We start from the raw sequence: 19921 nt of genomic DNA, 5'->3' as shown, positions 1-19921 counted from the left end.
ACGCGCTAACGTGACGCCAAATCCGCGACGTGGTCGATCAGCCGGTCGATCTCGGCTTGGGTGTTGTAGTAGTGGGGAGAAGCCCGGACGAGCGGCGGCAGCTCGCGGATCTCGGCATCGATGCGGGTACTCGACGGGTCTGAAGCGCCGATTGTGATGCCCGCCGCCGCGGCGCTGCTGACAATGGCCTCCGCTTCATATCGATCCAAAGTGAAGCTGACGATGGCGCCAGGCTTGCGGCCAAGGTCGTGAATAGTGATGCCGCGAATGGAAGCGAGGCCGCTGCGAAGGCGGCCCGCGAGCAGCCGGCAGCGCTCCTCGATGGCATCCATGCCGATGTCGAGCGCATAATCGACGGCAGCGCCGAGCCCAAGCCGGGCGGCGTAATTATTCTCCCATGTCTCGAAGCGGCGGGCATCGTCGCGGAGCCGATATTCATCGCGCGAGACCCAGGGCGCTGCAAAATGGTCGATCATCGGTGGCTCGAGCTGCTGCAGCAGCGGGCCGCGCACATAGAGAAAGCCGGTACCACGCGGCCCCCGCAGGAATTTGCGTCCCGTGGCCGACAGCATGTCGCAACCGATCGCCTCGACGTCGACCTCCATCTGGCCGATCGCCTGGCAGGCATCGAGCAGATAGGGGATGCCGTGTGCTCGCGCAATTCTGCCGATGGCCGCTGCGGGATTGGTTAGCCCGCCATTGGTCGGAACCCAGGTGACGGCGATCAGCTTCACGCGTTCGTCGATCATACGTTCGAGTGCGCCGACATCGAACTCGCCCGTCGCATCGCTCGGTACCACATCGATGACCGCGCCTGTGCGTTTGGCGGCCTGAAGAAACGCAACATAGTTGGCGGCGTACTCCGCTTCGGCCGTCAGGATCCGGTCGCCCTCTCGAAATGGAAGCGAATAGAACGCCATCTGCCAGGCAACCGTCGCGTTTTCCACCAGGGCGATTTCATCCGGCGATGCGTTCAGGAGCCGGGCCACTGAGCCGTAAACGGCTTCGAGCCGATCTGACGCGCGATCGGCTGCGGCATAGCCGCCGATCTCGGTCTCGAGATCGATATGTCCCTTCATCGCCGCGACGACGGGCGCGGGCATGAGAGCCGCACCGGCATTGTGGAGATACGCGAGCCGGGAGGCAGCAGGCGTGTCGGCACGAATCTGGTTGATGTCGATCACGTCAGAGCCTCCATCGTCAGGTTCCTCGTAGACACAATGACGTACGCGAGCAAGCTCGGGCAAACGACTGTTCCAGCTGGAGCATGCGGATCGGGATGCCTATGCTGATCGGAAGCGCAATCTGGCACGGAATCACAGGGAATACCCAATGGCAAAGAACACGATCTGCCTCTGGTACGACAAGGATGCTGAAGCCGCGGCCCGCTTCTATGCCGAGACGTTTCCCGACAGCGCGGTGAGTGCGGTCCATCGCGCGCCCAGCGACTATCCGTCCGGCAAGGCAGGCGATGTCCTGACCGTCGAGTTCACAGTAGCCGGCGTTGCCTGTCTCGGCCTCAATGGCGGACCCGTCTTCAAGCACAACGAGGCCTTCTCGTTCCAGATCGCCACCGACGATCAGGCGGAGACCGATCGCTACTGGAACGCCATCGTCGGCAATGGCGGGCAGGAGAGTGCGTGCGGCTGGTGCAAGGACAGATGGGGAGTCTCCTGGCAGATCACGCCGCGTGTGCTGACTGAGGCGTTGGCCGCCGGTGGCACGGAGGCCAAGCGCGCCTTCGATGCGATGATGGGGATGACGAAGATCGACGTCGCCGCGATCGAAGCCGCGCGCCGCGGCTGAGACGGTCGCGCCTCAGATGCAGAGGCCGAGCAGCTTGACGTGACAATTGCCGGACTTCGGCTTGCTCGCGGGCGGTACCTCGCGCTTCACCGCGACGACGGGCTCCTTGTCCTTTTTCTTGCCTTTGCCCTTGAGCCCGTAATCGCCCGCGATCACCATTGCCCAATAAGTGCGCTTGCCACTCGCATTCTTGGCGCTGGCAATGCCGACGCGCGAGGCGTTGTGCAGCAACAGGTTCTTGCGGTGCCCGGAGGAGTCGATCCACTGGCCCAGCGTCTTCTCGAAGCTTTCGTAGCCGTAGGCGATGTTCTCTGCGGCACGGCCCGCGCCGGCCGGTGCGACGCGCCGGTTGAATGGGCCGAGTGCGTCGTGGCTGAGGTCGTCCTTCGCCGCCATCGCGCGGGCCTGATCCATGGCTATGCGATCGAGGGTGGCGTCGCGGACAACGCGGGCCTCACCATGCTTGAGACGGAAGCTGGAGATCAGCTCCGCCGGTGAGTCGGCCAGCGCAGGCGCCCCTGCCAGCAGCACAAGGCCGGCGATCGTTCCGCCAACCATACGATGCATCATCGTCCCCCGAGCGCCCATGATCTCTGCCAATTCTGCGTGATCCAAGCGCTTCTCGATCGCCATTGTGGAGGCTTCAAGGCGCAGATTCCGCGCTAGCTCGTCGGGAGCTTCGCCTCGAAATTGAAGCGGTCGCGCAGGTTCTTGCGCTGCTCCAGGATATCCTTGAGGAAGGCGCGATCTTGCTCGTTCTTCATCATCGGCTCGATCAGGTCGAGCTGGTTCATGGCGACCAGTTGCAGGACCTCGATGCGCGGCTTGCCGCTGGTGTTCCGTGGCAGGGCGTGCACGACCTGGATGTGCTCGGGCGGCTTCGGTCCCTTGGCGGCGGCAAGCTCGCTGCGGAGCTGGCCCTCGAGCGCGGCCTGATCGGCTTCGACGAAGGCGTAAAGCCCGACGCCGGAGCGACGGTCGGCAAAGGCGACGATGGCGGCGTCGCGCACGGCGGGATTCCGGCGGATCAACTCGGCCAGCACCGGCGCGTCGTTGACGAGCCGACGGCCGCCGCCCTCGCGGTCGGTGAAGTTGAACAGGCCGCGGGTGATGGCGCGATAGACCTTCTTGCCGGTGGCGAGCCACAGGCTCGCGGCGAACGACTTCCTCGCCAGGATCTTTCGCTCTCGCGGCGTCAGCGCCTCGGGCGCGTAGGAGCGCTTGTGCTTGAGCAGATGCCGGAGGTCTTCATAGGCGAGGATGCGATAGAGCCGGCCGCGGCGCTTGAAGCACGCGGCGAGCTGGAAGTCGGTGACATAGGCGCGGCCGTCGCGGCCGACCAGCCAGTTCTGCTCCTTGGCGAGATCGTTGTGGCAGATGCCGGCGCGGCGCAGCCGACGCAGTGCGGCCTTGGCGGAGCGGAAATAGGCGACATCGCCATGGGGCTTTGCCAGGTGCAGCGCGACGCCGTCGACGAAGCCGCGCACCAGAGCGCGGCGCCCGGCCCAGAGCAGCTCGGGGCCGACGTCGAGGCCCTTGGCCCGCACCAGGGCCTGCTTCTCGCGGGCGAACAGGTGGCGTGCCAGCAGAAACGACCACCATGGCACCTCGTCGAGCCGGCGCAGCACCGCGTCGATCTCGCCGCTTTCGCTGCGGAAACGGCCGCGCTCGACAGTCGAGAACACGTCGCGCTTGAGCATCACGCCTTCGGTCCAGCGCGCCGACAGCTCTGCGGCGTCGTCTTTGGGCAAGCTCATTGCAAACTCACGCGGCGGCGGCAATGCGCAGGTGATCGGCGATCCAGCGATCGAGATCGGCGAGCGCCCGTGCGCTCAGCGCCTGCTTCTTGGCCACCGTCTTCTCGTTGCCGCGCAGCCGCGTGCCGTCGGGCTTCTTCGTAGGCACGCTCGTGAGCGGTGGAAACAGGCCGAAATTGATGTTCATCGGCTGGAACGAGCGCGTGCCCGGCTCGATGGTCTCGATATGGCCGCCGGTGATGTGACCGAGCAGCGATCCCAGTGCGGTCGTAGCCGGCGGGCTGACAAGCGTCTCGCCGCGCGCTTCCGCGGCTGCATAGAGACCCGCGATCAAGCCGACGCTGGCGGATTCCACATATCCTTCGCAGCCCGTCATCTGGCCGGCGAAGCGCAGCCGCGTCTGTGCGCGCAGCCGCAGCTGGCCGTCGAGCAGCTTCGGCGAGTTCAGGAAGGTGTTGCGATGCAGGCCGCCGAGGCGGGCGAATTCGGCGTTCTCCAACCCCGGAATGGTGCGGAAGATGCGCTGCTGCTCGCCATACTTCAGCTTGGTCTGGAAGCCGACGATGTTGTAGAGCGTGCCGAGCTTGTTGTCCTGGCGCAGCTGAACAATTGCGTAGGGCTTGGTGGTGGGATCGTGCGGATTGGTGAGGCCGACCGGCTTCATGGGACCATGACGCAGCGTCTCGGGGCCGCGCTCCGCCATCACCTCGATCGGCAGGCAGCCGTCGAAATAGGGCGTGTTGGTCTCCCATTCCTTGAACTCAGTCTTCTCGCCGGCGATCAGTGCGGCGACGAAGCCCTCATACTGCTCCTTGGTCATGGGGCAGTTGATGTAGTCGGCACCGTTGCCGCCGGGGCCGATCTTGTCGTAGCGCGATTGGAACCAGGCCACCGACATGTCGATGGATTCGCGGTGCACGATCGGCGCGATGGCGTCGAAGAAGGCGAGGGCGTTCTCGTCGGTCAGCTCGCGGATGGCGTCGGCCAGCGGCGCGGAGGTGAGGGGGCCGGTGGCGACGATGACGTTGCTCCACGCGGCCGGCGGCAGGCCCGCGATCTCGCCGCGCGCGATCTCGATCAGGGGATGATCGTTCAGCGCCTTGGTGACGGCCGCCGAGAAGCCGTCGCGATCGACCGCGAGTGCGCCGCCGGCGGGCACCTGGTTGGCGTCGGCCGCGCGCATGATCAGCGAGCCGAGGCGGCGCATCTCCGCATGGAGCAGGCCGACGGCGTTGTTGGCGGCGTCATCCGAGCGGAATGAGTTGGAGCAGACGAGCTCGGCAAGTCCGTCGGTGCGGTGCGCCTCGGTCATGCGGGTCGGCCGCATCTCGTGCAGCACCACGGGCACGCCGGACTTCGCAATCTGCCAGGCAGCTTCCGAACCGGCGAGGCCGGCACCGATCACGTGGACGAGGTTGGATTGGGGTCCTGTCATGGGGCGGACAGGTAGCGCTTTTCGGCGGAGAGTGGAATCGCCGAGATCGAGTTTTCTGCCACCAGATGCGACAACGCCCGCACGAGGCGGGCGCTATCGGTCCGTTCTAGTGGAGGGCTGAAGGATATCAGCCCTGATACTGACCGGCGGCAACGCGCGGGATGTCCGAGCGATCGAGGCCGATGTCGGCCAATTCGCGATCGCTGAGCTGGGACAGCTCGGCAACATTGCGCTGATAGTCCCGGAAGGCCTGGATCATGCGGATGAGCGAGAGCAGCATTGGTAGTCTCCTGTAGTTCGATTCAGCCTTTGCTTGAGGCCTCATCGTTGAAATGAATATAAGTGAGAGTGGTGCAGTGCGAAAGTTCCGATGTTGCGATGCAGCTAAGCGCTGTACGCATATCGATCGTAACCAACGATTAACTGACGGGCGCTCCTGCTCGTCCGCCGGGCACTATGTCCGACTGGGAGCCACAAATCACCGTGAATTCACGGGCTTATGCTCAAACCCTAGACGTGCAACGCCCACGTGGACATAGGGTGCTTTTCACAGTGCGCTAGCGAGCGTAATAGCGACTCAGCCCAAAACACGTATGCATGATTTGCATGCATCCGAAATCTTAGAAGTGAAAATTGATTCATTCAAAAGCCGTTCCGGCACCGATATTCGTACATCGGCGCACCGAATCTCTGCATGCTGCTCTGTGCCGAGTGCAACATCACGCAGTTCTCGCGAGGAGTTGATTGCGGCAAGTTGCCGCGCCCTGAGAAAAGTCGTGCTGCAGATTCCGGCAATTTCGCTGGTCTGCCTCATCTGAAGAAGGAAGTAACGTCATGACGAAGTTACTCGGGGTTATCGCCGTCGCCGCTGTTGCGTTCGCCGTCGCGCCCGCCGAGGCCGCCAAGCACGCCATCGGCGGTTGCAGCGGGGCCAATCTGGAGAAAACCGAAACTGCGATCGAGAACATGGCCGACGGCGACAGCAAGTTCGTCGCGCAGAAGGAGATCGCTGCGGCTCAGGACTCGCTGCTCAACGGCAAAATGGGTGCATGCGGTGCGCACCTGAACAAGGCGATGCATGCCACCATGGGCAAGTAAACGCGCCCAAGTAAATTCACCCAAGAGGGCCGGTCGCCTTGCGATCGGCCCTAGCGTTTTGACGTGTTTAGTCTAAGGGGCGCGCGCGAGCTGGGCGGCAAAATAGGCCACGGTCTTGGAGTAGACCTCGCTCTTGTTCCACTGCTTGAGCACCTCAAAGTTCGGGCTGCCCGGCTGCCAGTCCTTGCCCTTCTGCCAGCCATAGCCGACCAGATAATTGGCGGTGGAGGCGAGCACGTCGGGCACGTTATGCAGAAGATCGCGCTTGCCGTTGCCGTCGAAGTCGATGGCATATTTCATCCAGGATGACGGCATGAATTGGGTCTGGCCGAGCTCCCCGGCCCAGGCGCCTTTCATCTCGGCGGGCGCAAGATCGCCGCGCTGGACGATGCGCAGCGCATCCAACAGCTCGGCGCGAAACTGCTCGGAGCGACGGCAATCGTAAGCGAGCGTTGCAAGCGAGCGGATGGTTGCGAACTTGCCGGTGTTGACGCCGAAATCGGTCTCCAGGCCCCAGATCGCGACCAGGACTTCGCCCGGCACGCCATAGGCCTGCTCGATGCGCGACAGCACCGAGCCGTATTGCTTCATCCTGTTGGAGCCGCGCTCCAAGCGTGGCGGCACCATGCGGCCGGAGAACTCCTCGAAGCTCTGGGTGAATACCTTTTGCGAGCGGTCGCGGTTAAGCACGCTCTGGTCGAGTGTGACGCCGGCAAGCGCGGCAGTGATGGTCTGCTGCGAGATGCCCTTCGCCGCAGCGTCGGTTTTGAAATCAGCCAGCCAAGCGTCGAAATTGCCCGAGTCGCAGGCAACCGCGGCGGGCGCTGGCTGGACTGAGAAAAGGGACGCGGAGACGGCCAAGGCTGCGAGAGCAAGACGAGAAATCGTCGGAGTCATCAGATGAAATGGATTTCCGTGAATTGACCTGACCGGCAGCATAATCTCGGCTGTAACCGCGGCCAAAGCAAGGCGTGCGGCCCTGTCCGAACCGGCCAGGGCCGCACGTCACGAGATTGTCAGACGTCAGTCCGATTCCGCCACGGGAAAAGGTTGGCCGGGAAGTCGGCGGCCGGCTTGCGCGGCCGATGCGGCGGAGGCGGGACCGGACGTGCGCCCGGATCGGACACGATCACCTTGCGGTAAAGGTGCCACGTGGCGTGCCCGAGCAGCGGGACCACAACGGCGAGGCCGAGGAAGGCCGGGATCGTGCCGAGCGCGAGCAGCACCGCCACGATCAGGCCCCAGGCCGCCATCGGCACCGGGTTTTTTGCGACCACGCGCAGCGAGGTGCTCATCGCCTCGAACGCACCGGCATGGCGGTCCAGCATCAAGGGGAACGACACGGCACTGAGACAGAGCGCGGCAAGCGCGAACAGGAATCCGGTGCCGCAGCCAACCACGATCAGCCACCAGCCTTGCTGCGTCGTCAGCACGCGCATCATGAAGTCCGAGAATCCGGTGACGCCCTCGTAGCCGAACGCCGCGACATAGATCGCCTGCGCGGTCGCCACCCAGGTGACGAACAGGGCGAGCAGCAACGTACCGAGGCCGAGCATCGCGCCGAACGACGGCGATCGCAGCACCTCCATGGCATCCCAGGCGCTGGCCGGTTCATAGCGCTCGCGTCGGCTGGAAAGCTCGTAGAGCCCGAGCGCAGCGAAAGGCCCGATCAGCGCGAAGCCCGCGGCGAGCGGAAACAGCAGCGGCAGCACCGAATAGCCCATCACCACACGGGCGAGCATGAGGCCGAGCACCGGGTAGATCACGCAGAGGATGATCGCGTGGCTCGGAACGGCCTTGAAATCCTCCCAGCCGCGCCTGAGCGCGTCGTGCAGATCGGACAATTGAATGGTTCGGATCACCGGTCCAGCCGCATCCGTGGGCTGGGCCACCGTGGGGACATTGCCCTGGTAGAGTGTGGCCATGGTCGCTAGCTCCCTTGCCAAGCGGCTGCATCCGGCGCCGGCAAACGGCGCAAGCGGCCGCCCATTCTCTTGAAATCCCGCGATCCCGACCAGACGCGAATTCCGGATGGCATCGCGAGCTGAACGGCAAGCATACTCCCAAGTCCGAGTCCTGTCCCTCACGCTTGGATGAAATTCGATGCCGCGGCGCAATCAATGCGGCGTCATTCTGTCGTCATTTCGCCGCAGATAAGCTGATGCTGCTGTCCGCTCGCGGAAGTTCGCGGGCGCGGCGCACCAACTTCGTCTATAAGTGCCACGCAAGGCCCTTCCAACGGATTCCTTTTCGGGGAGCAGACATGAGCATTTTCGGGAAAATCATCAGCGCGATCTTCGGCGGCCAGCCGGCCTCCGCTGCACCGGCCGGTGGCGCCGCTTCGCCGGGCGCCCCCGCAGGGTCGGCAAGTCCTTCGGCTCCGGCCGGCGCGCCCATGGCCGCGGTCGACGTGGCGGCGATCGTCGACAAGGCGGCGGCCGCGCACAAGGGCGAGAAGCTGGAATGGCGTACCTCCATCGTCGATCTCATGAAGGCGCTCGACATCGATTCCAGCCTCGCTGCGCGCAAGGATCTCGCCAAGGAGCTGGGCTACAGCGGCGACATGAACGACTCGGCGAGCATGAACGTCTGGCTGCACAAGCAGGTGATGTCCAAGCTCGCCGCTAATGGCGGCAAGCTGCCGCCGGAGATCAAGCACTGACCGGACCTGGGGTAGTGCCGCAGGGCCCGCGATCGCCGCGGGCCCTTTTGCGTTCAGGCGACCAGATCCGCATCCTCCGGATGCCGGTCGAGATAGTCGACGACGAAGCCGCAGCCGGCGATCACCTTCTTGCCGTCGCGCCGGATCAGGTCGAGCGCGCCCTTGACCAGCTCGGAGCCGATGCCGCGCCCGCGCAACGCGCGCGGCGTCTCGGTGTGGGTGATGATTACGGCCGACGGAGTCAGCCGGTAATTGGCGAAGGCGATGTCGTCGCCGACATCGAGCTCGAAGCGGCTCCTGTCCTTGTTGTCGCGTACCGAAGCCGCCATGCGGGATCCCTCCGAACTGCAGATGCCTCCTGATCTAGGGGGCTGACACGGCCCTTGCCAAGGTGAGACCAGGGGAGATTGGTGCAGATGAGATATCTGCAAATGCGCGCCGCCCTCACCGCACTGCGGTATGGCCATGGCGCCCGGCGAGCATGGTCCGCGGCTCCGCAAATAATTCCCGATACCGCTCTTGCAAGCCGGGGTTCGGTTCCCACGTCCTGGAAAGGACATACGCCCGAATGCGGCCGGCAGGGTCGCTAGACATTCGGAGTGTCATGATCGCCAGCCGCAGACGTATGCCTCTTTTGCAGGAGGGTACGATGTCGGATTCTGGTTTCTTGAATACTCATCGAACATGGGAAGACTGGTGTGGGATGCTGCTGGGCGCGTTGATCGTGGCCTCGCCGTGGTTCCCGATCCAGGATCAGGCGATCTCCGGTCACCAGACGGCCATCCTGAACACCGTTGCGATCGGTCTCGTCGTATTTGGCATCAGCCAGCTCGAATATGTCGCCTTGCAGCGCTGGCAAGAGGTCACGACCATCCTGGTCGGACTGTGGCTCATCGCCTCGCCATACGTGATCGGCTATTCCGGTGAGGGATTTCTCCGCATCTATCACACGGCCCTCGGTGCGGTGGTGGTGCTGCTCGGCATTCTCCAGCTGTGGCAGGACTGGGATATGAATGACCAGGACTTGCTCAAGCACGGACAATAGACCCTAAGTTACGGCAGGCCCGCCGGCCACGAGCGGCGGGCCTATGCACTCACCGTGTCACGAGATCTGCATAGTCCGGGTGCTTGTCGATCCACGCCTTCACGAACGGGCATTGCGGGATCAGCTTCAATCCCTCGGCGCGGACCTGGTCGAGCGCGCCTTGCACCAGCTTCGAGCCAATGCCCTTGCCGCCAAGCTCCTTCGGCACGTCGGTGTGCTCGAAGGTGATGACACCGCCGTCGAGCCGGTAGTGCTCGGTCGCAAGATGACCCTCCACGTCGAGCTCATAGCGGTGATGGGCCTTGTTGTTGATGACGTCGCTCATATCGTTGCCTTGCAGCTGCCGGCCTCGCGCACGAGATCGTAACGCACGGTCCGGCCGGGGTTTCCAATCCGAAGCTGTTCCGTTCAATCGGTCGCTTTGGCGAGCCTGGAATCTTCGGCCTGTGGCTGCGGGCGGAGGCAGCCCTGGCAGATGACCAGGGAGCGGTTGACCCTGGCATCCTGTTCGGCCTCGATGCCATCCGCCTGCCACCATTCCCTCGAATGGGGCTGAGCCTCGGCTTGCGACCTGTTGCGCGCGGCGCGGCCGGCAGTCCGCGTCGGCTGCGAGGCGGCGCGCGGCCGGTTGGGATCCTCGCCGGCGCCATCCCAGGCATAGCGCGCAGGCTTGACGGCGAGATCGGATGCCAGATGCGCTTGCGGAGTCGCGGCACATCCGGCGAGCGCCAGTGACAACAGAAGGAGGGCAGGCGCTTTGACCATGATGCGGCACTCTGTACGCGAGAACTGAGCGAGGTTGCGTCGATCATGTTTAAGATTCTCTGAACGATAGCGGTTGTGGTTGCGACCAACGACCATGCGATATCTGATCCTTCTGCTCAGCTTGCTCGTGACCGGCGCGCGTGCCGACGACGCAAAGCCGTTCAATCCGGCCGATTATCCGCCCGGCGTGCAGAAGGCTGTGCGCTTTGCCAATGAGGAATGCGAGAGCCAGCAAGGCGGCGAGGTGACCTTCGCGCATGATACGGTGCGCAGGATCGACCTGACCGGCGATGGTCGTGAGGACTACATCGTCGATTTCCAGGACACCAGATGCGGCGATCGCGAGACGACCTACTGCGGAACCGGCGGCTGCGTCGTGAAGATCCTGGTGACGCTGCCGGACGGCAGCGTGCGCGAGGTGTTCGACGGCTACGTGCTCCGCTATAAGATCATGGCCCCGCCGGTGAAGCGCGGCGCCGCGCGCACGATCCGCTTCGACCTGCATGGCAGTTTCTGCGGCGGCTTTGGTCCGCAAGCCTGCTGGAAGACCAAGGCCATCACCGCGACGCCGTTTGCGTTCAAGCAGTAGGCCAGGTCCGCGGCAGCCGGCCTTGCGGGGGCAACGGCGATGGCGATAAATGGGCTGCAATGAACGGACGGCTTGCGTGCCGCCCGTCGTCGAAGAGGAAGCCCGATGCAGCCCCTGCGCATGTCCCGCCGCGTCATGAATCTCGCCTATATGCTGACTCAGAATGCGCGGCGGCATGGCGCGCGTCCCGGCTTCGTCTGGGGAGACAAGTCCTGGACCTGGCGCGAGATCGATGCGCAGGTCTCCGCCCTGGCCGCGGCGCTCGCCGCGCGGGGAATTGCCAAGGGCGATCGCATCCTCGTCCATTCCAAGAATGGCGATGAGATGTTTGTCTCGATGTTCGCCGCGTTTCGCCTCGGCGCGGTCTGGGTGCCCACCAATTTCCGTCTGATGCCGGATGAAGTCAGCTATCTCGCGCAGGCCTCCGGCGCCAAGGCGTTCCTGTGCCATGTCGATTTCCCCGAGCACGCCGCGGCGGTGAAGGACGGTGCGCTGGAGTTCACCTGGAGCGTCGACGGCAAGGCCGCGTTCGGCGAGCGCTCGGTGGCCGATGCGATCGCCTCGCATGCGGGCGCCGTTGTGGAGAATGTCGCCGTCGAGCATGACGATCCCTGCTGGTTCTTCTTCACCTCCGGCACCACCGGACGCTCCAAGGCAGCCGTGCTCACCCATGGCCAGATGGGATTCGTCGTCACCAATCATCTCGCCGATCTGACGCCCGGCACGACCGAGCAGGATGCCTCGCTGGTGGTGGCACCGTTGTCGCACGGCGCCGGCGTGCACCAATTGATGCAGACCGCGCGCGGCGCGCGCACCGTGCTGCTGCCGACCGAGAAATTCGACATCAACGAGGCGTTCCGCCTGATCGAGGCGCATCGCGTCAGCAATCTCTTCACCGTGCCGACCATCCTGAAGATGATGGTCGAGCATCCCGCCGCCGACAAGTATGACCATTCCTCGCTGCGCTACGTCATCTATGCGGGCGCGCCGATGTATCGCGAGGACCAGAAGGCGGCGCTGAAGAAGCTCGGCAAGGTGATCGTGCAGTATTTTGGCCTCGGTGAGGTCACCGGTAACATCACCGTATTGCCGGCGGCGCTGCACGACCCGGAGGACGGCCCGCACGCCAGGATCGGCACCTGCGGCTTCGAGCGTACCGGCATGCAGGTGTCGATTCAGGACGATGAGGGCCGCGAGCTCAAGGCCAACCAGAGCGGCGAGATCTGCGTGATCGGGCCTGCCGTGTTCGCCGGGTATTACGACAACCCCGAAGCCAATGCGAAGGCGTTCCGCAACGGCTGGTTCCGCACCGGCGATCTCGGCCACATGGACGAGGAGGGTTTTGTGTACATCACCGGACGTGCGTCGGACATGTACATCTCCGGCGGCTCCAATATCTATCCGCGTGAGATCGAGGAGAAGATCCTGACCCATCCCGGGATCGGCGAGGTCGCCGTGCTCGGCGTGCCCGACGCGACCTGGGGCGAGGTCGGCGTCGCCGTCTGTGTCGTCAGAAAAGGCGCGAAGGCGGTGACCGAAGCGGAGATGGCGGCGTTCCTGTCGCCGAAAGTGCCGCGCTACAAGATGCCGAAGCGCTTCTTCTTCTGGGACGCGCTGCCGAAATCGGGCTACGGCAAGGTGCCGAAGCGCATGGTGCGCGACGAGCTCGAGGCGCGCGGGCTGCTCGACCTCGACAAGGCGAAGACCGGCTGAGCACAGCAGATGCGGAGTATCAAGCAGCCGGGGGCGCCGCCTCCCGAACGCATTCAATGGGTGGAGGCGAGGGGGCGCGCCTTTTCCTTCACGCTTCAGGCCGGCATGCCGCTTCTGGAGGCAGCGCGGCGCGGCTTTGCGTCGGAGGGCTTTGCTGGCGGCGTGCTGAACTTCCGCCGCGGCGCGCTGGGGCCGTTCGCCTATGTCATGCCGGCGCTGTCGAAGACCGGTGAGAATGCGGCGTTCTACAGCGATACGTTCCGGCCCGCCGGCGCGACGCGTTTGAGGCTCGGCAGCATGACGCTCGGCACGCGCGACGGTGCGCCGTTCTTTCATTGCCACGGACTGTGGACGGAGGCTGACGGCAAGACGAGCGGTGGCCACATGATGCCGGACGAGACCGTCGTCGCCGAGCCGTTCGAGGTCGAGGCCTTCGGTCTGGACGGTGCGATGTTCACGGCCGAGCCGGATGCGGAGACCAATTTCAAGCTGTTCGGACCGGTCGCGGCTGCAAGCACCGGCGCGCGCACGACGAGCCGCGCCTTCGCGCTCCGCCTGCGCCCGAACCAGGATTTTGCCGGCGCACTCGAAGCGTTCTGCCGCACGAACGGCATCGCCCGCGCGAAGATCCATGGCGGCGTCGGCTCGACCATCGGCGCGCGCTTCAGCCATGGCGGCGTGACCGAGCCGTTTGCGACGGAGCTGGCAATCACGGCAGGGACAATCGCGCCCGGCGCCTCCGGCGCGCTGGAAGCTGCGCTCGATGTCGCCCTGATCGACTACACCGGCGGCGTTGCGGAGGGGCGTCTGATCCGTGGCGACAATCCGGTGCTGATGACGATGGAGCTGGTGCTGGAGGCAGGGGACTAGCTCGTGCGCCGTGACGTGGCGGGTGCAAGATAGCGCTTTTGCAATCCGGATGTTCCTGTCATGTTCCGTTGCGGATGCGAGTAGCGGCAGGACGTCATGGCACGAAAAGGCAATCGAACGATCAACCTGCCAGCGCCGTATCTGAAGCGGATATGGCTCGACCCGTCGCAGGTTCGCGACCGCGAGGCCTATCCGTTTTGCTTGCCCATCTTCCCGGATGATTTCGAGCTTAGCTTCGACAGCCCCATCACGATCATCGTCGGAGAAAACGGCACCGGGAAGTCGACCATCCTCGAAGGCATCGCAGCGCTCGCCGGCTATGACGATGCCGGCGGCGGCAAGGGCTACAGGCCGGTCGATCATTCCGAAGCGCGCGAGGAGATGGGCGGCCAACTCTCCAAGGCGCTGCGCGCAAGCTGGCTGCCGAAGATTACGAACGGTTGGTTCTTTCGTGCGGAGAGCTTTTTCTCGGTCGCGCGATATCTGGACAAGGCTGCGCGCGACGCCGGCCAGGTCGGCCCCGATTTCCTGTCGCACTCCCATGGCGAAGGCTTCCTGCGTTTCTTCGAGGAGCGTTGCCAGCGCCAGGGCATCTTCATCTTCGACGAGCCGGAATCGGCGTTGTCGCCAGCGCGCCAGATCGAATTCCTCAAGCTGCTGCGGCGCATGGAAGAGTCCCGCATCTGCCAGGTCATCATGGCAACGCATTCGCCGATGCTCATGGCCTATCCCAACGCGCGGCTGCTGCGGCTCGGCAAATACGGCCTGGAGCTTGTCACGGTGGAGCAGACCGACCATTACCGGCTGATGCGCGAGTTTTGTGCCGATCCGCGCGGGTTCGTGGAGGCGACGCTGGGGGAGTGAATGTCGTAGTCGACGGTCGTTCTCTCCGCCGTCATTGCGAGGAGCTCTTGCGACGAAGCAATCCAGCGGCCAACCTTCGTGTCCCGGACAAGCTGCAACGCGTGAGCGTTGCGGCGCAGAGCCGGGACCCAGCAACTCCCAATACCGCGGATACGTGGGCCCCGGCTCTGCAGCGCATCACTTCGTGCTGCGCAGCGTCCGGGGCACGAGACCGTCGTCGATTGGCTGGCATAGGCTCGCATCCTCGCGGCAGAGTCCGCCCGAGCTTTGCTGCATTCACCACCCTCGAAAATGCCGAGGGCGCAGGGAAGGCCGGGTGCCGGCTGGCACCCGCGGTCCACTGTGCGAAGCGTGTGCTTGAAAAAGCTGCACAGCGGCATACAGGTGAAGCCAAACATCCGGCCTTCCCTGCGCAGTGGGTTGACGGCTTATGTCGTGCTCTCCCCGGGGAGCGATGCACTATTGCCCCCGTCGCCTTGCGGATGACTGACGGTGCGGGGCCCGGTCGGCCCGCAACGTCACCGCAAGCCTTGGCGCACAGACCCCGGGCGCCAGGACCACACGATTTTGCCGTACGCGAGACTGCGCCCGTCGTGTGCGCGCCTCGCCTGCTCACGGAGTGATCCGCCCTGCAAACCGCTTGCGCGCGACGCTGCCTGCGTCCACCACCTCCCATCCCGCGTTCGTGACGATCGCGATGCGCCCCTCGGCCCGGGTTGGGGTGGTCGCAACATGCGATAATTCCGAATTCGAGTAAAGCGAATTATTTCGGCTTGGCATGGTTGACCCCGGTCTGGTGTTTTGCCCGTCCGCCAACCCAATCAATGGTGTGCATTGGCTTTGCCACCGCCGTGCCACGAACGGGTCTCCCCATGGCCCAAAAATGCGCTAGCATGACCTCAGCGCGCGTTCCAAGTCGCGCAGATTGAGAAACGAGGAAACGAGATGAGGATGAGAAGCGGACCGGCGATCGCCGGGGTGGCGGCGCTGGCGGTGGCGGGGATGGCTCTGATGACGGCCTTCGAGCCGGTCCGGGCCCATGGACCGACGCGGCAGAAGGTGCGGGAATCCATCGAGATCAACGCGGCTCCGGCCAAGGTGTGGGCGGTGATCGGCAATTTCCAGGACATGAGCTGGCTTCAGCCGGTCACCAAGACCGAAGGCGAGAAGGGCAACGAGATCGGCGCCACACGCAAGCTGACCCTGACGGGCGGCGGGACGGTCGAAGAGGAGCTCTACAAATACGAGCCCGACATGCAGAGCTATTCGTACCGGATCACCAAGGTCGACGTGAAGGTGCTGCCGGTGACCAATTATTCCTCGACCCTGACGGTCTCGCCCGCGCCCGACGGCAAGGCGAAGCTGGAATGGGCCGGCGCATTCTATCGCGGCTATCCCAACAACGACCCGCCGCCGGAGCTGAGCGACGAGGCCGCGATCAAGGCGGTGAGCGGGCTCTACAAGACCGGGCTCGAGGCGCTCAAGAAGAAGATCGAGAGCGGCAGCTGAACGTGCGGGTACTGGTTCTGGCGGCGCTCGCCGCCAGCCTTTGTCAAGCCGGCTGTGGAAGCGCGCGCGCCGACGAGGCGTTCGTCACCAACCAGCTCAGCGAAGATCTGATGGTGGTGGATCTCGCTGGCGCGCGCGGCGTTGCGACCATCCCGATCGGGGGCAAGCCGGCGGGCGTCGCCGTCAGCGCCGACGGGCGCTTTGCCTATGTCACGAGCCCGGATGCCAAGGCGGTGACGGTGGTCGACGCTGCCACGCGGCAGGTCGCCGGCCGCGTCGAGGTCGGTGGCGGGCCGCTCGGCATTGCCGTGGCGCCCGATGGCAAGACGGTCTATGTCGCCGATTGGTACGCGGCCGCGGTGCGGGTGATCGATACGGCCTCGCGCAGCGTTGTCGCCAGCATCGCGGTCGGCGCCTCGCCGTCGGGTCTTGCGGTGACGCCCGACGGCAAGCTGCTGCTCTCGGCGGACCGCGACGACGACAGCGTCTCGGTGGTGGACACGGCGACGCGCCAACGCAAGGCCGTGATCAAGGTCGGCACCCGCCCGTTCGGCGTCACCATCGATGTCGAGGGCAAGCGCGCCTACACCGCCAATGTCGGCTCCGACGACGTCTCCGTGATCGATATCGCGAAGGCCCGCGAGATCGGCCGCGTGCCGGCGGGGATGCGCCCCTATGCGGTGGCGCTGACGCAAGGCCGGGGCTTCGTCAGCGACCAATATGGCGGCACCGTCAGCGTGTTCGACCTGGCGAGCCTCAAGCCGGTCAAGCGCATCAATGTCGGCGACTATCCCGAAGGCATTGCGGCAACTGCCGACGGCAAGCGCGTCATCGTCGCCTGCTGGGAAAGCAACACGCTAAGTATCATCGACGCGGCCGAGCTCAAGGTCATTGGCGAGATCAAGACCGGCGACGGCCCGCGTGCGTTCGGCGCGTTCTTGCGCAGGGCGGAGTAGGGGGTGTGTAGGGTGGGTTAGCCTTGCGGCTGCGCGGAGCGCAGTCGGAAGGCGTAACCCACCTCTTTGGTTTCAGCGGAGACAGAAGTGGTGGGTTACGCCGCGAATGCGCGGCTAACCCACCCTACGAGTCCGAGCTAGCGTCGATGCAATCTCATCCATCCGCTCGAACACATGATCCGGCCCGAACGCCCGCAACGCCGCCGGCGCCGCATAGCCCCAGCATACCGCGCCGCAGGCAATTCCAACGGCCCGTGCCGCCTCGATGTCGCGGACCTCGTCGCCGATCGAAATGACCTTGTCGGGCTCAACGCCCGCGCGCCGGATGACCCGGCGGAATTTCGCGGCCTTGCCGAACAGCGAGGCAGAGCAGTCGAACTGCTCGAACAACGCTGCAGCCTCGCCAAGCTTCTCGCGCGCATTGGCCTCGCTGTCGGACGTCACCAGCGCCAGCTGCACGCCGTTCTCGGCCAGCGTCCGCAGCATCGCCTCGACGCCGGCAAACAGCGGAATCTCAGCTGCAGCCTCCGCCTTCAGCCGCCGCGCATGCCGCGCGATTGCCGGCAGCTTCCACAAAGGCACCTCGAGTCGGGCGAGGATCTCGCGGCTCGAGGCGTGCCTCAGCTCTTCAATCTCCCCATCCGCGACGCGACGAAAATTGAAGCGATCAGCGACATCGTTGATGGTGCGCAGGAACCAGGGAAAGCTGTCGGCGAGCGTGCCGTCGAGATCGAAGATGGCGAGGGCGTAGGGCATGAGGAGACGGAAGCACCGGGGGCTGGCACGTCGTGTCCAGCCGGCGACGCGCTGACAGATGTGATTGGAAATGCTATATTGAGATCCAGAGGTGACAGATGTCGGAGCTACTGGCAAGGATTACGGTCGATCCGCAGCGTATGCATGGACGCCCCTGTATTCGCGATCTGCGCATTACGGTCGCCGACATTCTGGGATTGCTGTCCGCGGGACAGTCGCGCGAGAGTATTCTCGAGGATTATCCATATTTGGAAGAGGCCGACATCGACGCGGTGCTCGCCTACGCCGCCCGTCAGGTCGACCACCCGATCATAGCGGCCAAATAGCTTGCCATACTTGATCGATGCTCAGCTTCCTTCGGCACTCGCGGAAGCCATGCGTCGCGCCGGATACGACGCGGTTCATGTGGCCGAGTTCGGGATGGCAAATGCGATCGACGGGGTGACCGATCGTGCTATGGGTGCGCGTGGGCAACATCGATAATCGCGCGCTGATCCGCCAGTTTCTAGCCGCCATGCCTCAAATTGCCGAAGCCGTCGCACGGGGCGAGGCGGTGATTGAATTCGTCGGAAGCTAGCGAGACCGCAGCCCGCGGACGTCAACGTTGATGTCGAGATCGATGTTGCTGACGCAAGTCTGAATTGTTCGATGCGAGCCGCCTTCATGCCAGCGGCCATCCCGCGCCCGGGCACCACTGACATTGGCCAGCTTTAGGCACCGCCATTGCGGCAGCGGTCCGCTGCTTTCGCCTGCAAACTACCAGGCCAGCACGGCTTCCTCGCCGGACTTGTTGGTGCCGATGATATGCGGACAGAGCTCGCGACGGCGGCCCTCGTAGACGCAAGTCACCTGTTGCTCGGCAAGGATCGCGTTCCGAAATAGCGTATAGGTTCGACTGGCCATTGCTCCCTCCAGATCGATCATCTGGCCTTGCCAACCACTTGAGTGTAGTGATGCGGGACTGGAAGGGTAACCATGCCGATCAATGACACCCAGCTCAGCAAGTTTCTGAGCCTCATCCTGCGCCACCAGCCGGAAACGATCGGGTTGGTACTGGATTCGCACGGGTGGGCCAGCATCGACGACCTGATCGCCAAGGGAAATGCCGCCGGCACAAAGTTTGGCCGCGACGATCTGCTGCGTGTCGTCGCAGAGAGCGACAAGAAGCGTTTCTCGCTATCCCCTGAAACTGATCGCATTCGCGCCGCGCAAGGACATTCCGTCTCGGTTGAACTTGGCTTGGCGCCGCAGGAGCCGCCGTCGATCCTGTATCATGGCACGGCGACACGGTTTGTCGAGGCGATCCTGTCCGAGGGCCTGAAGCCGCAGGCGCGCCAGCAGGTGCACCTGTCCTCCGACGAGGCAACGGCGCAGCGTGTCGGTCAGCGCCACGGCAAGCCGCACATCTTCAAGGTCGATGCCGGCAGCATGCATGCCAAGGGATTCAATTTTTTTCGCGCAGAGAACGGTGTGTGGCTGACCGACCATGTGCCGCCGGAGTTCCTGGCCTAGCTTACGTCCTGGATTTCCAAACAGTCTCCTCGGTCCAGCCTAGTTCGGCGAATTCGGCGGCTCGCAGCGGCGCTTCGCCTTCCGCGAAGAATTCGTCGAGCTGCGGGGGCGCGACATCCGTTTCGCACAGCATGGCATGCGCCTGTCCGCGATGATGAATTTGATGTTGGAAGAGATGCATGAGCAGTCGGTCGCAGCGTTCGGTCTGCACGGTCGTGTCGCGGTTGATCCGGACGAAGGCGTCGAGCCGTTTAGTTGTCAGCGCATCGCAGATCGCAATCAGGCGGTTGTCCATTGCGGCTTGGGCAGCTTTGAGCTCGGCTAACGAGGGGTACGGCACCTCGTTCTTCCAGGCTGCCGGTCCGAGCCAGCCCCCTTCAAGCGCATCGATGTAGAAGAAGTCGATGATGTAGATGTGGTTCAGCGTACGCTGCAGGCTTGGAAAGAAGCCGGTGCGGTGGGCTTCGAATTCAGACTGGGATAGCGCAGCGCAGGCGGCGAGCAGGCGATGGTTCGCCCAAGCGTTGTTGTGGGCGAAGGCGCGGTAGGTTTGGACGAGTCCAGCGGACATGTCGGTTCTTTCC

At 64.2% G+C, this 19921-nt stretch carries 26 protein-coding genes; 13 read left to right on the top strand and 13 right to left on the bottom strand.

Annotated features, from left to right (window positions below):
- Positions 1-5: 5 nt before the first annotated feature.
- On the bottom strand, positions 6-1184 hold the full coding sequence (locus ACVWYQ_RS05490; RefSeq protein WP_404540963.1) for an aminotransferase class V-fold PLP-dependent enzyme: 1179 nt from the start codon (positions 1182-1184) through the stop codon (positions 6-8).
- Positions 1185-1332: 148 nt separating this feature from the next.
- Here ACVWYQ_RS05490 and ACVWYQ_RS05485 point away from each other — a divergent pair, with 148 nt between their 5' ends.
- Complete coding sequence (locus ACVWYQ_RS05485) at positions 1333-1806, top strand: VOC family protein (protein ID WP_008547150.1); 474 nt, start codon at positions 1333-1335, stop codon at positions 1804-1806.
- A gap of 12 nt (positions 1807-1818) precedes the next feature.
- Here the strand turns inward: ACVWYQ_RS05485 and ACVWYQ_RS05480 are convergent, their stop codons facing one another.
- The 4 genes from ACVWYQ_RS05480 to ACVWYQ_RS05465 all read right to left on the bottom strand — a co-directional run bounded on the left by ACVWYQ_RS05480 (position 1819) and on the right by ACVWYQ_RS05465 (position 5278).
- Positions 1819-2373, bottom strand: coding sequence for a CAP domain-containing protein (locus tag ACVWYQ_RS05480; protein ID WP_198399917.1), 555 nt, complete (start codon positions 2371-2373; stop codon positions 1819-1821).
- Between the two features lie 95 nt (positions 2374-2468).
- A complete protein-coding gene (locus ACVWYQ_RS05475; RefSeq protein ID WP_128261565.1) occupies positions 2469-3563 on the bottom strand; it encodes an AMP-binding enzyme in 1095 nt (364 codons plus the stop codon).
- Between the two features lie 7 nt (positions 3564-3570).
- Positions 3571-4998: a methylenetetrahydrofolate--tRNA-(uracil(54)-C(5))-methyltransferase (FADH(2)-oxidizing) TrmFO gene (trmFO, locus tag ACVWYQ_RS05470; RefSeq protein ID WP_157286081.1), complete on the bottom strand. Its 1428-nt coding sequence runs from the start codon at positions 4996-4998 to the stop codon at positions 3571-3573.
- Positions 4999-5125: 127 nt separating this feature from the next.
- Positions 5126-5278 carry a DUF1127 domain-containing protein gene (locus ACVWYQ_RS05465; RefSeq protein ID WP_007590701.1) on the bottom strand — a complete coding sequence of 51 codons (153 nt, stop codon included), beginning with the start codon at positions 5276-5278 and terminating at the stop codon, positions 5126-5128.
- A 554-nt stretch (positions 5279-5832) separates the two neighbouring features.
- Here ACVWYQ_RS05465 and ACVWYQ_RS05460 point away from each other — a divergent pair.
- Positions 5833-6096: a hypothetical protein gene (locus tag ACVWYQ_RS05460; RefSeq protein ID WP_271537867.1), complete on the top strand. Its 264-nt coding sequence runs from the start codon at positions 5833-5835 to the stop codon at positions 6094-6096.
- 72 nt (positions 6097-6168) lie between these two features.
- Here ACVWYQ_RS05460 and ACVWYQ_RS05455 read toward each other — a convergent pair whose 3' ends face one another.
- Together ACVWYQ_RS05455 and ACVWYQ_RS05450 are read right to left on the bottom strand one after the other, a co-directional pair.
- A complete protein-coding gene (locus ACVWYQ_RS05455; RefSeq protein WP_271537869.1) occupies positions 6169-6993 on the bottom strand; it encodes a lytic murein transglycosylase in 825 nt (274 codons plus the stop codon).
- A 119-nt stretch (positions 6994-7112) separates the two neighbouring features.
- Positions 7113-8021, bottom strand: a complete 909-nt coding sequence (locus tag ACVWYQ_RS05450) for a DUF2189 domain-containing protein (protein WP_275509962.1) — start codon at positions 8019-8021, stop codon at positions 7113-7115.
- Between the two features lie 338 nt (positions 8022-8359).
- Between ACVWYQ_RS05450 and ACVWYQ_RS05445 the strand changes: the two genes are divergently transcribed.
- On the top strand, positions 8360-8758 hold the full coding sequence (locus ACVWYQ_RS05445) for a DUF3597 domain-containing protein (RefSeq protein ID WP_157286077.1): 399 nt from the start codon (positions 8360-8362) through the stop codon (positions 8756-8758).
- A gap of 53 nt (positions 8759-8811) precedes the next feature.
- On the opposite strand, the gene ACVWYQ_RS05440 is transcribed toward ACVWYQ_RS05445, so the two are convergent.
- Positions 8812-9087 (bottom strand): GNAT family N-acetyltransferase, encoded by a 276-nt coding sequence (locus ACVWYQ_RS05440; protein WP_036044205.1) that lies wholly within the window; start codon positions 9085-9087, stop codon positions 8812-8814.
- Between the two features lie 320 nt (positions 9088-9407).
- On the opposite strand from ACVWYQ_RS05440, the gene ACVWYQ_RS05435 reads away from it, so the two are divergent.
- Entirely contained in the window at positions 9408-9803 is a 396-nt protein-coding gene (locus ACVWYQ_RS05435; RefSeq protein WP_198399913.1) for an SPW repeat protein, read from the top strand.
- Between the two features lie 49 nt (positions 9804-9852).
- On the opposite strand, the gene ACVWYQ_RS05430 is transcribed toward ACVWYQ_RS05435, so the two are convergent.
- Positions 9853-10128, bottom strand: coding sequence for a GNAT family N-acetyltransferase (locus tag ACVWYQ_RS05430; RefSeq protein ID WP_225133681.1), 276 nt, complete (start codon positions 10126-10128; stop codon positions 9853-9855).
- Positions 10129-10211: 83 nt separating this feature from the next.
- The gene (locus ACVWYQ_RS05425; RefSeq protein WP_271537881.1) at positions 10212-10568 is read right to left on the bottom strand and encodes a hypothetical protein; all 357 of its coding nucleotides are present in this window, start codon (positions 10566-10568) and stop codon (positions 10212-10214) included.
- 94 nt (positions 10569-10662) lie between these two features.
- On the opposite strand from ACVWYQ_RS05425, the gene ACVWYQ_RS05420 reads away from it, so the two are divergent.
- From ACVWYQ_RS05420 to ACVWYQ_RS05395, 6 genes are all read left to right on the top strand, one after another.
- Positions 10663-11157, top strand: coding sequence for a hypothetical protein (locus ACVWYQ_RS05420; protein WP_404540967.1), 495 nt, complete (start codon positions 10663-10665; stop codon positions 11155-11157).
- A gap of 105 nt (positions 11158-11262) precedes the next feature.
- Positions 11263-12870, top strand: coding sequence for an acyl-CoA synthetase (locus tag ACVWYQ_RS05415; RefSeq protein ID WP_404540969.1), 1608 nt, complete (start codon positions 11263-11265; stop codon positions 12868-12870).
- 9 nt (positions 12871-12879) lie between these two features.
- Complete coding sequence (locus tag ACVWYQ_RS05410; RefSeq protein WP_271537887.1) at positions 12880-13740, top strand: PCC domain-containing protein; 861 nt, start codon at positions 12880-12882, stop codon at positions 13738-13740.
- A 96-nt stretch (positions 13741-13836) separates the two neighbouring features.
- Positions 13837-14604 (top strand): AAA family ATPase, encoded by a 768-nt coding sequence (locus ACVWYQ_RS05405; protein WP_275499638.1) that lies wholly within the window; start codon positions 13837-13839, stop codon positions 14602-14604.
- Positions 14605-15549: 945 nt separating this feature from the next.
- Positions 15550-16113, top strand: coding sequence for an SRPBCC family protein (locus ACVWYQ_RS05400; protein ID WP_404540971.1), 564 nt, complete (start codon positions 15550-15552; stop codon positions 16111-16113).
- Between the two features lie 2 nt (positions 16114-16115).
- A complete protein-coding gene (locus ACVWYQ_RS05395) occupies positions 16116-17069 on the top strand; it encodes a YVTN family beta-propeller repeat protein (RefSeq protein ID WP_404540973.1) in 954 nt (317 codons plus the stop codon).
- Positions 17070-17183: 114 nt separating this feature from the next.
- On the opposite strand, the gene ACVWYQ_RS05390 is transcribed toward ACVWYQ_RS05395, so the two are convergent.
- A complete protein-coding gene (locus ACVWYQ_RS05390; protein WP_275509956.1) occupies positions 17184-17825 on the bottom strand; it encodes an HAD-IA family hydrolase in 642 nt (213 codons plus the stop codon).
- Positions 17826-17923: 98 nt separating this feature from the next.
- Between ACVWYQ_RS05390 and ACVWYQ_RS05385 the strand changes: the two genes are divergently transcribed.
- Both ACVWYQ_RS05385 and ACVWYQ_RS05380 read left to right on the top strand, forming a co-directional pair.
- Positions 17924-18151 carry a DUF433 domain-containing protein gene (locus ACVWYQ_RS05385; protein WP_100230657.1) on the top strand — a complete coding sequence of 76 codons (228 nt, stop codon included), beginning with the start codon at positions 17924-17926 and terminating at the stop codon, positions 18149-18151.
- Position 18152: 1 nt separating this feature from the next.
- Positions 18153-18308 carry a DUF5615 family PIN-like protein gene (locus tag ACVWYQ_RS05380; protein WP_456725499.1) on the top strand — a complete coding sequence of 52 codons (156 nt, stop codon included), beginning with the start codon at positions 18153-18155 and terminating at the stop codon, positions 18306-18308.
- 273 nt (positions 18309-18581) lie between these two features.
- Here the strand turns inward: ACVWYQ_RS05380 and ACVWYQ_RS05375 are convergent, their stop codons facing one another.
- Positions 18582-18728 carry a hypothetical protein gene (locus ACVWYQ_RS05375; RefSeq protein WP_275509955.1) on the bottom strand — a complete coding sequence of 49 codons (147 nt, stop codon included), beginning with the start codon at positions 18726-18728 and terminating at the stop codon, positions 18582-18584.
- 72 nt (positions 18729-18800) lie between these two features.
- Here ACVWYQ_RS05375 and ACVWYQ_RS05370 point away from each other — a divergent pair, with 72 nt between their 5' ends.
- A complete protein-coding gene (locus ACVWYQ_RS05370) occupies positions 18801-19337 on the top strand; it encodes an RNA 2'-phosphotransferase (protein ID WP_157286065.1) in 537 nt (178 codons plus the stop codon).
- Position 19338: 1 nt separating this feature from the next.
- Here the strand turns inward: ACVWYQ_RS05370 and ACVWYQ_RS05365 are convergent, their stop codons facing one another.
- On the bottom strand, positions 19339-19908 hold the full coding sequence (locus ACVWYQ_RS05365; protein ID WP_275499632.1) for a DinB family protein: 570 nt from the start codon (positions 19906-19908) through the stop codon (positions 19339-19341).
- Between the last annotated feature and the right edge of the window lie 13 nt (positions 19909-19921).

This window comes from Bradyrhizobium sp. USDA 3397 (genome assembly GCF_054060965.1).
The sequence above is the reverse complement of the archived record's forward strand: the minus strand, read 5'-3'. Positions and strand labels throughout refer to the sequence as shown.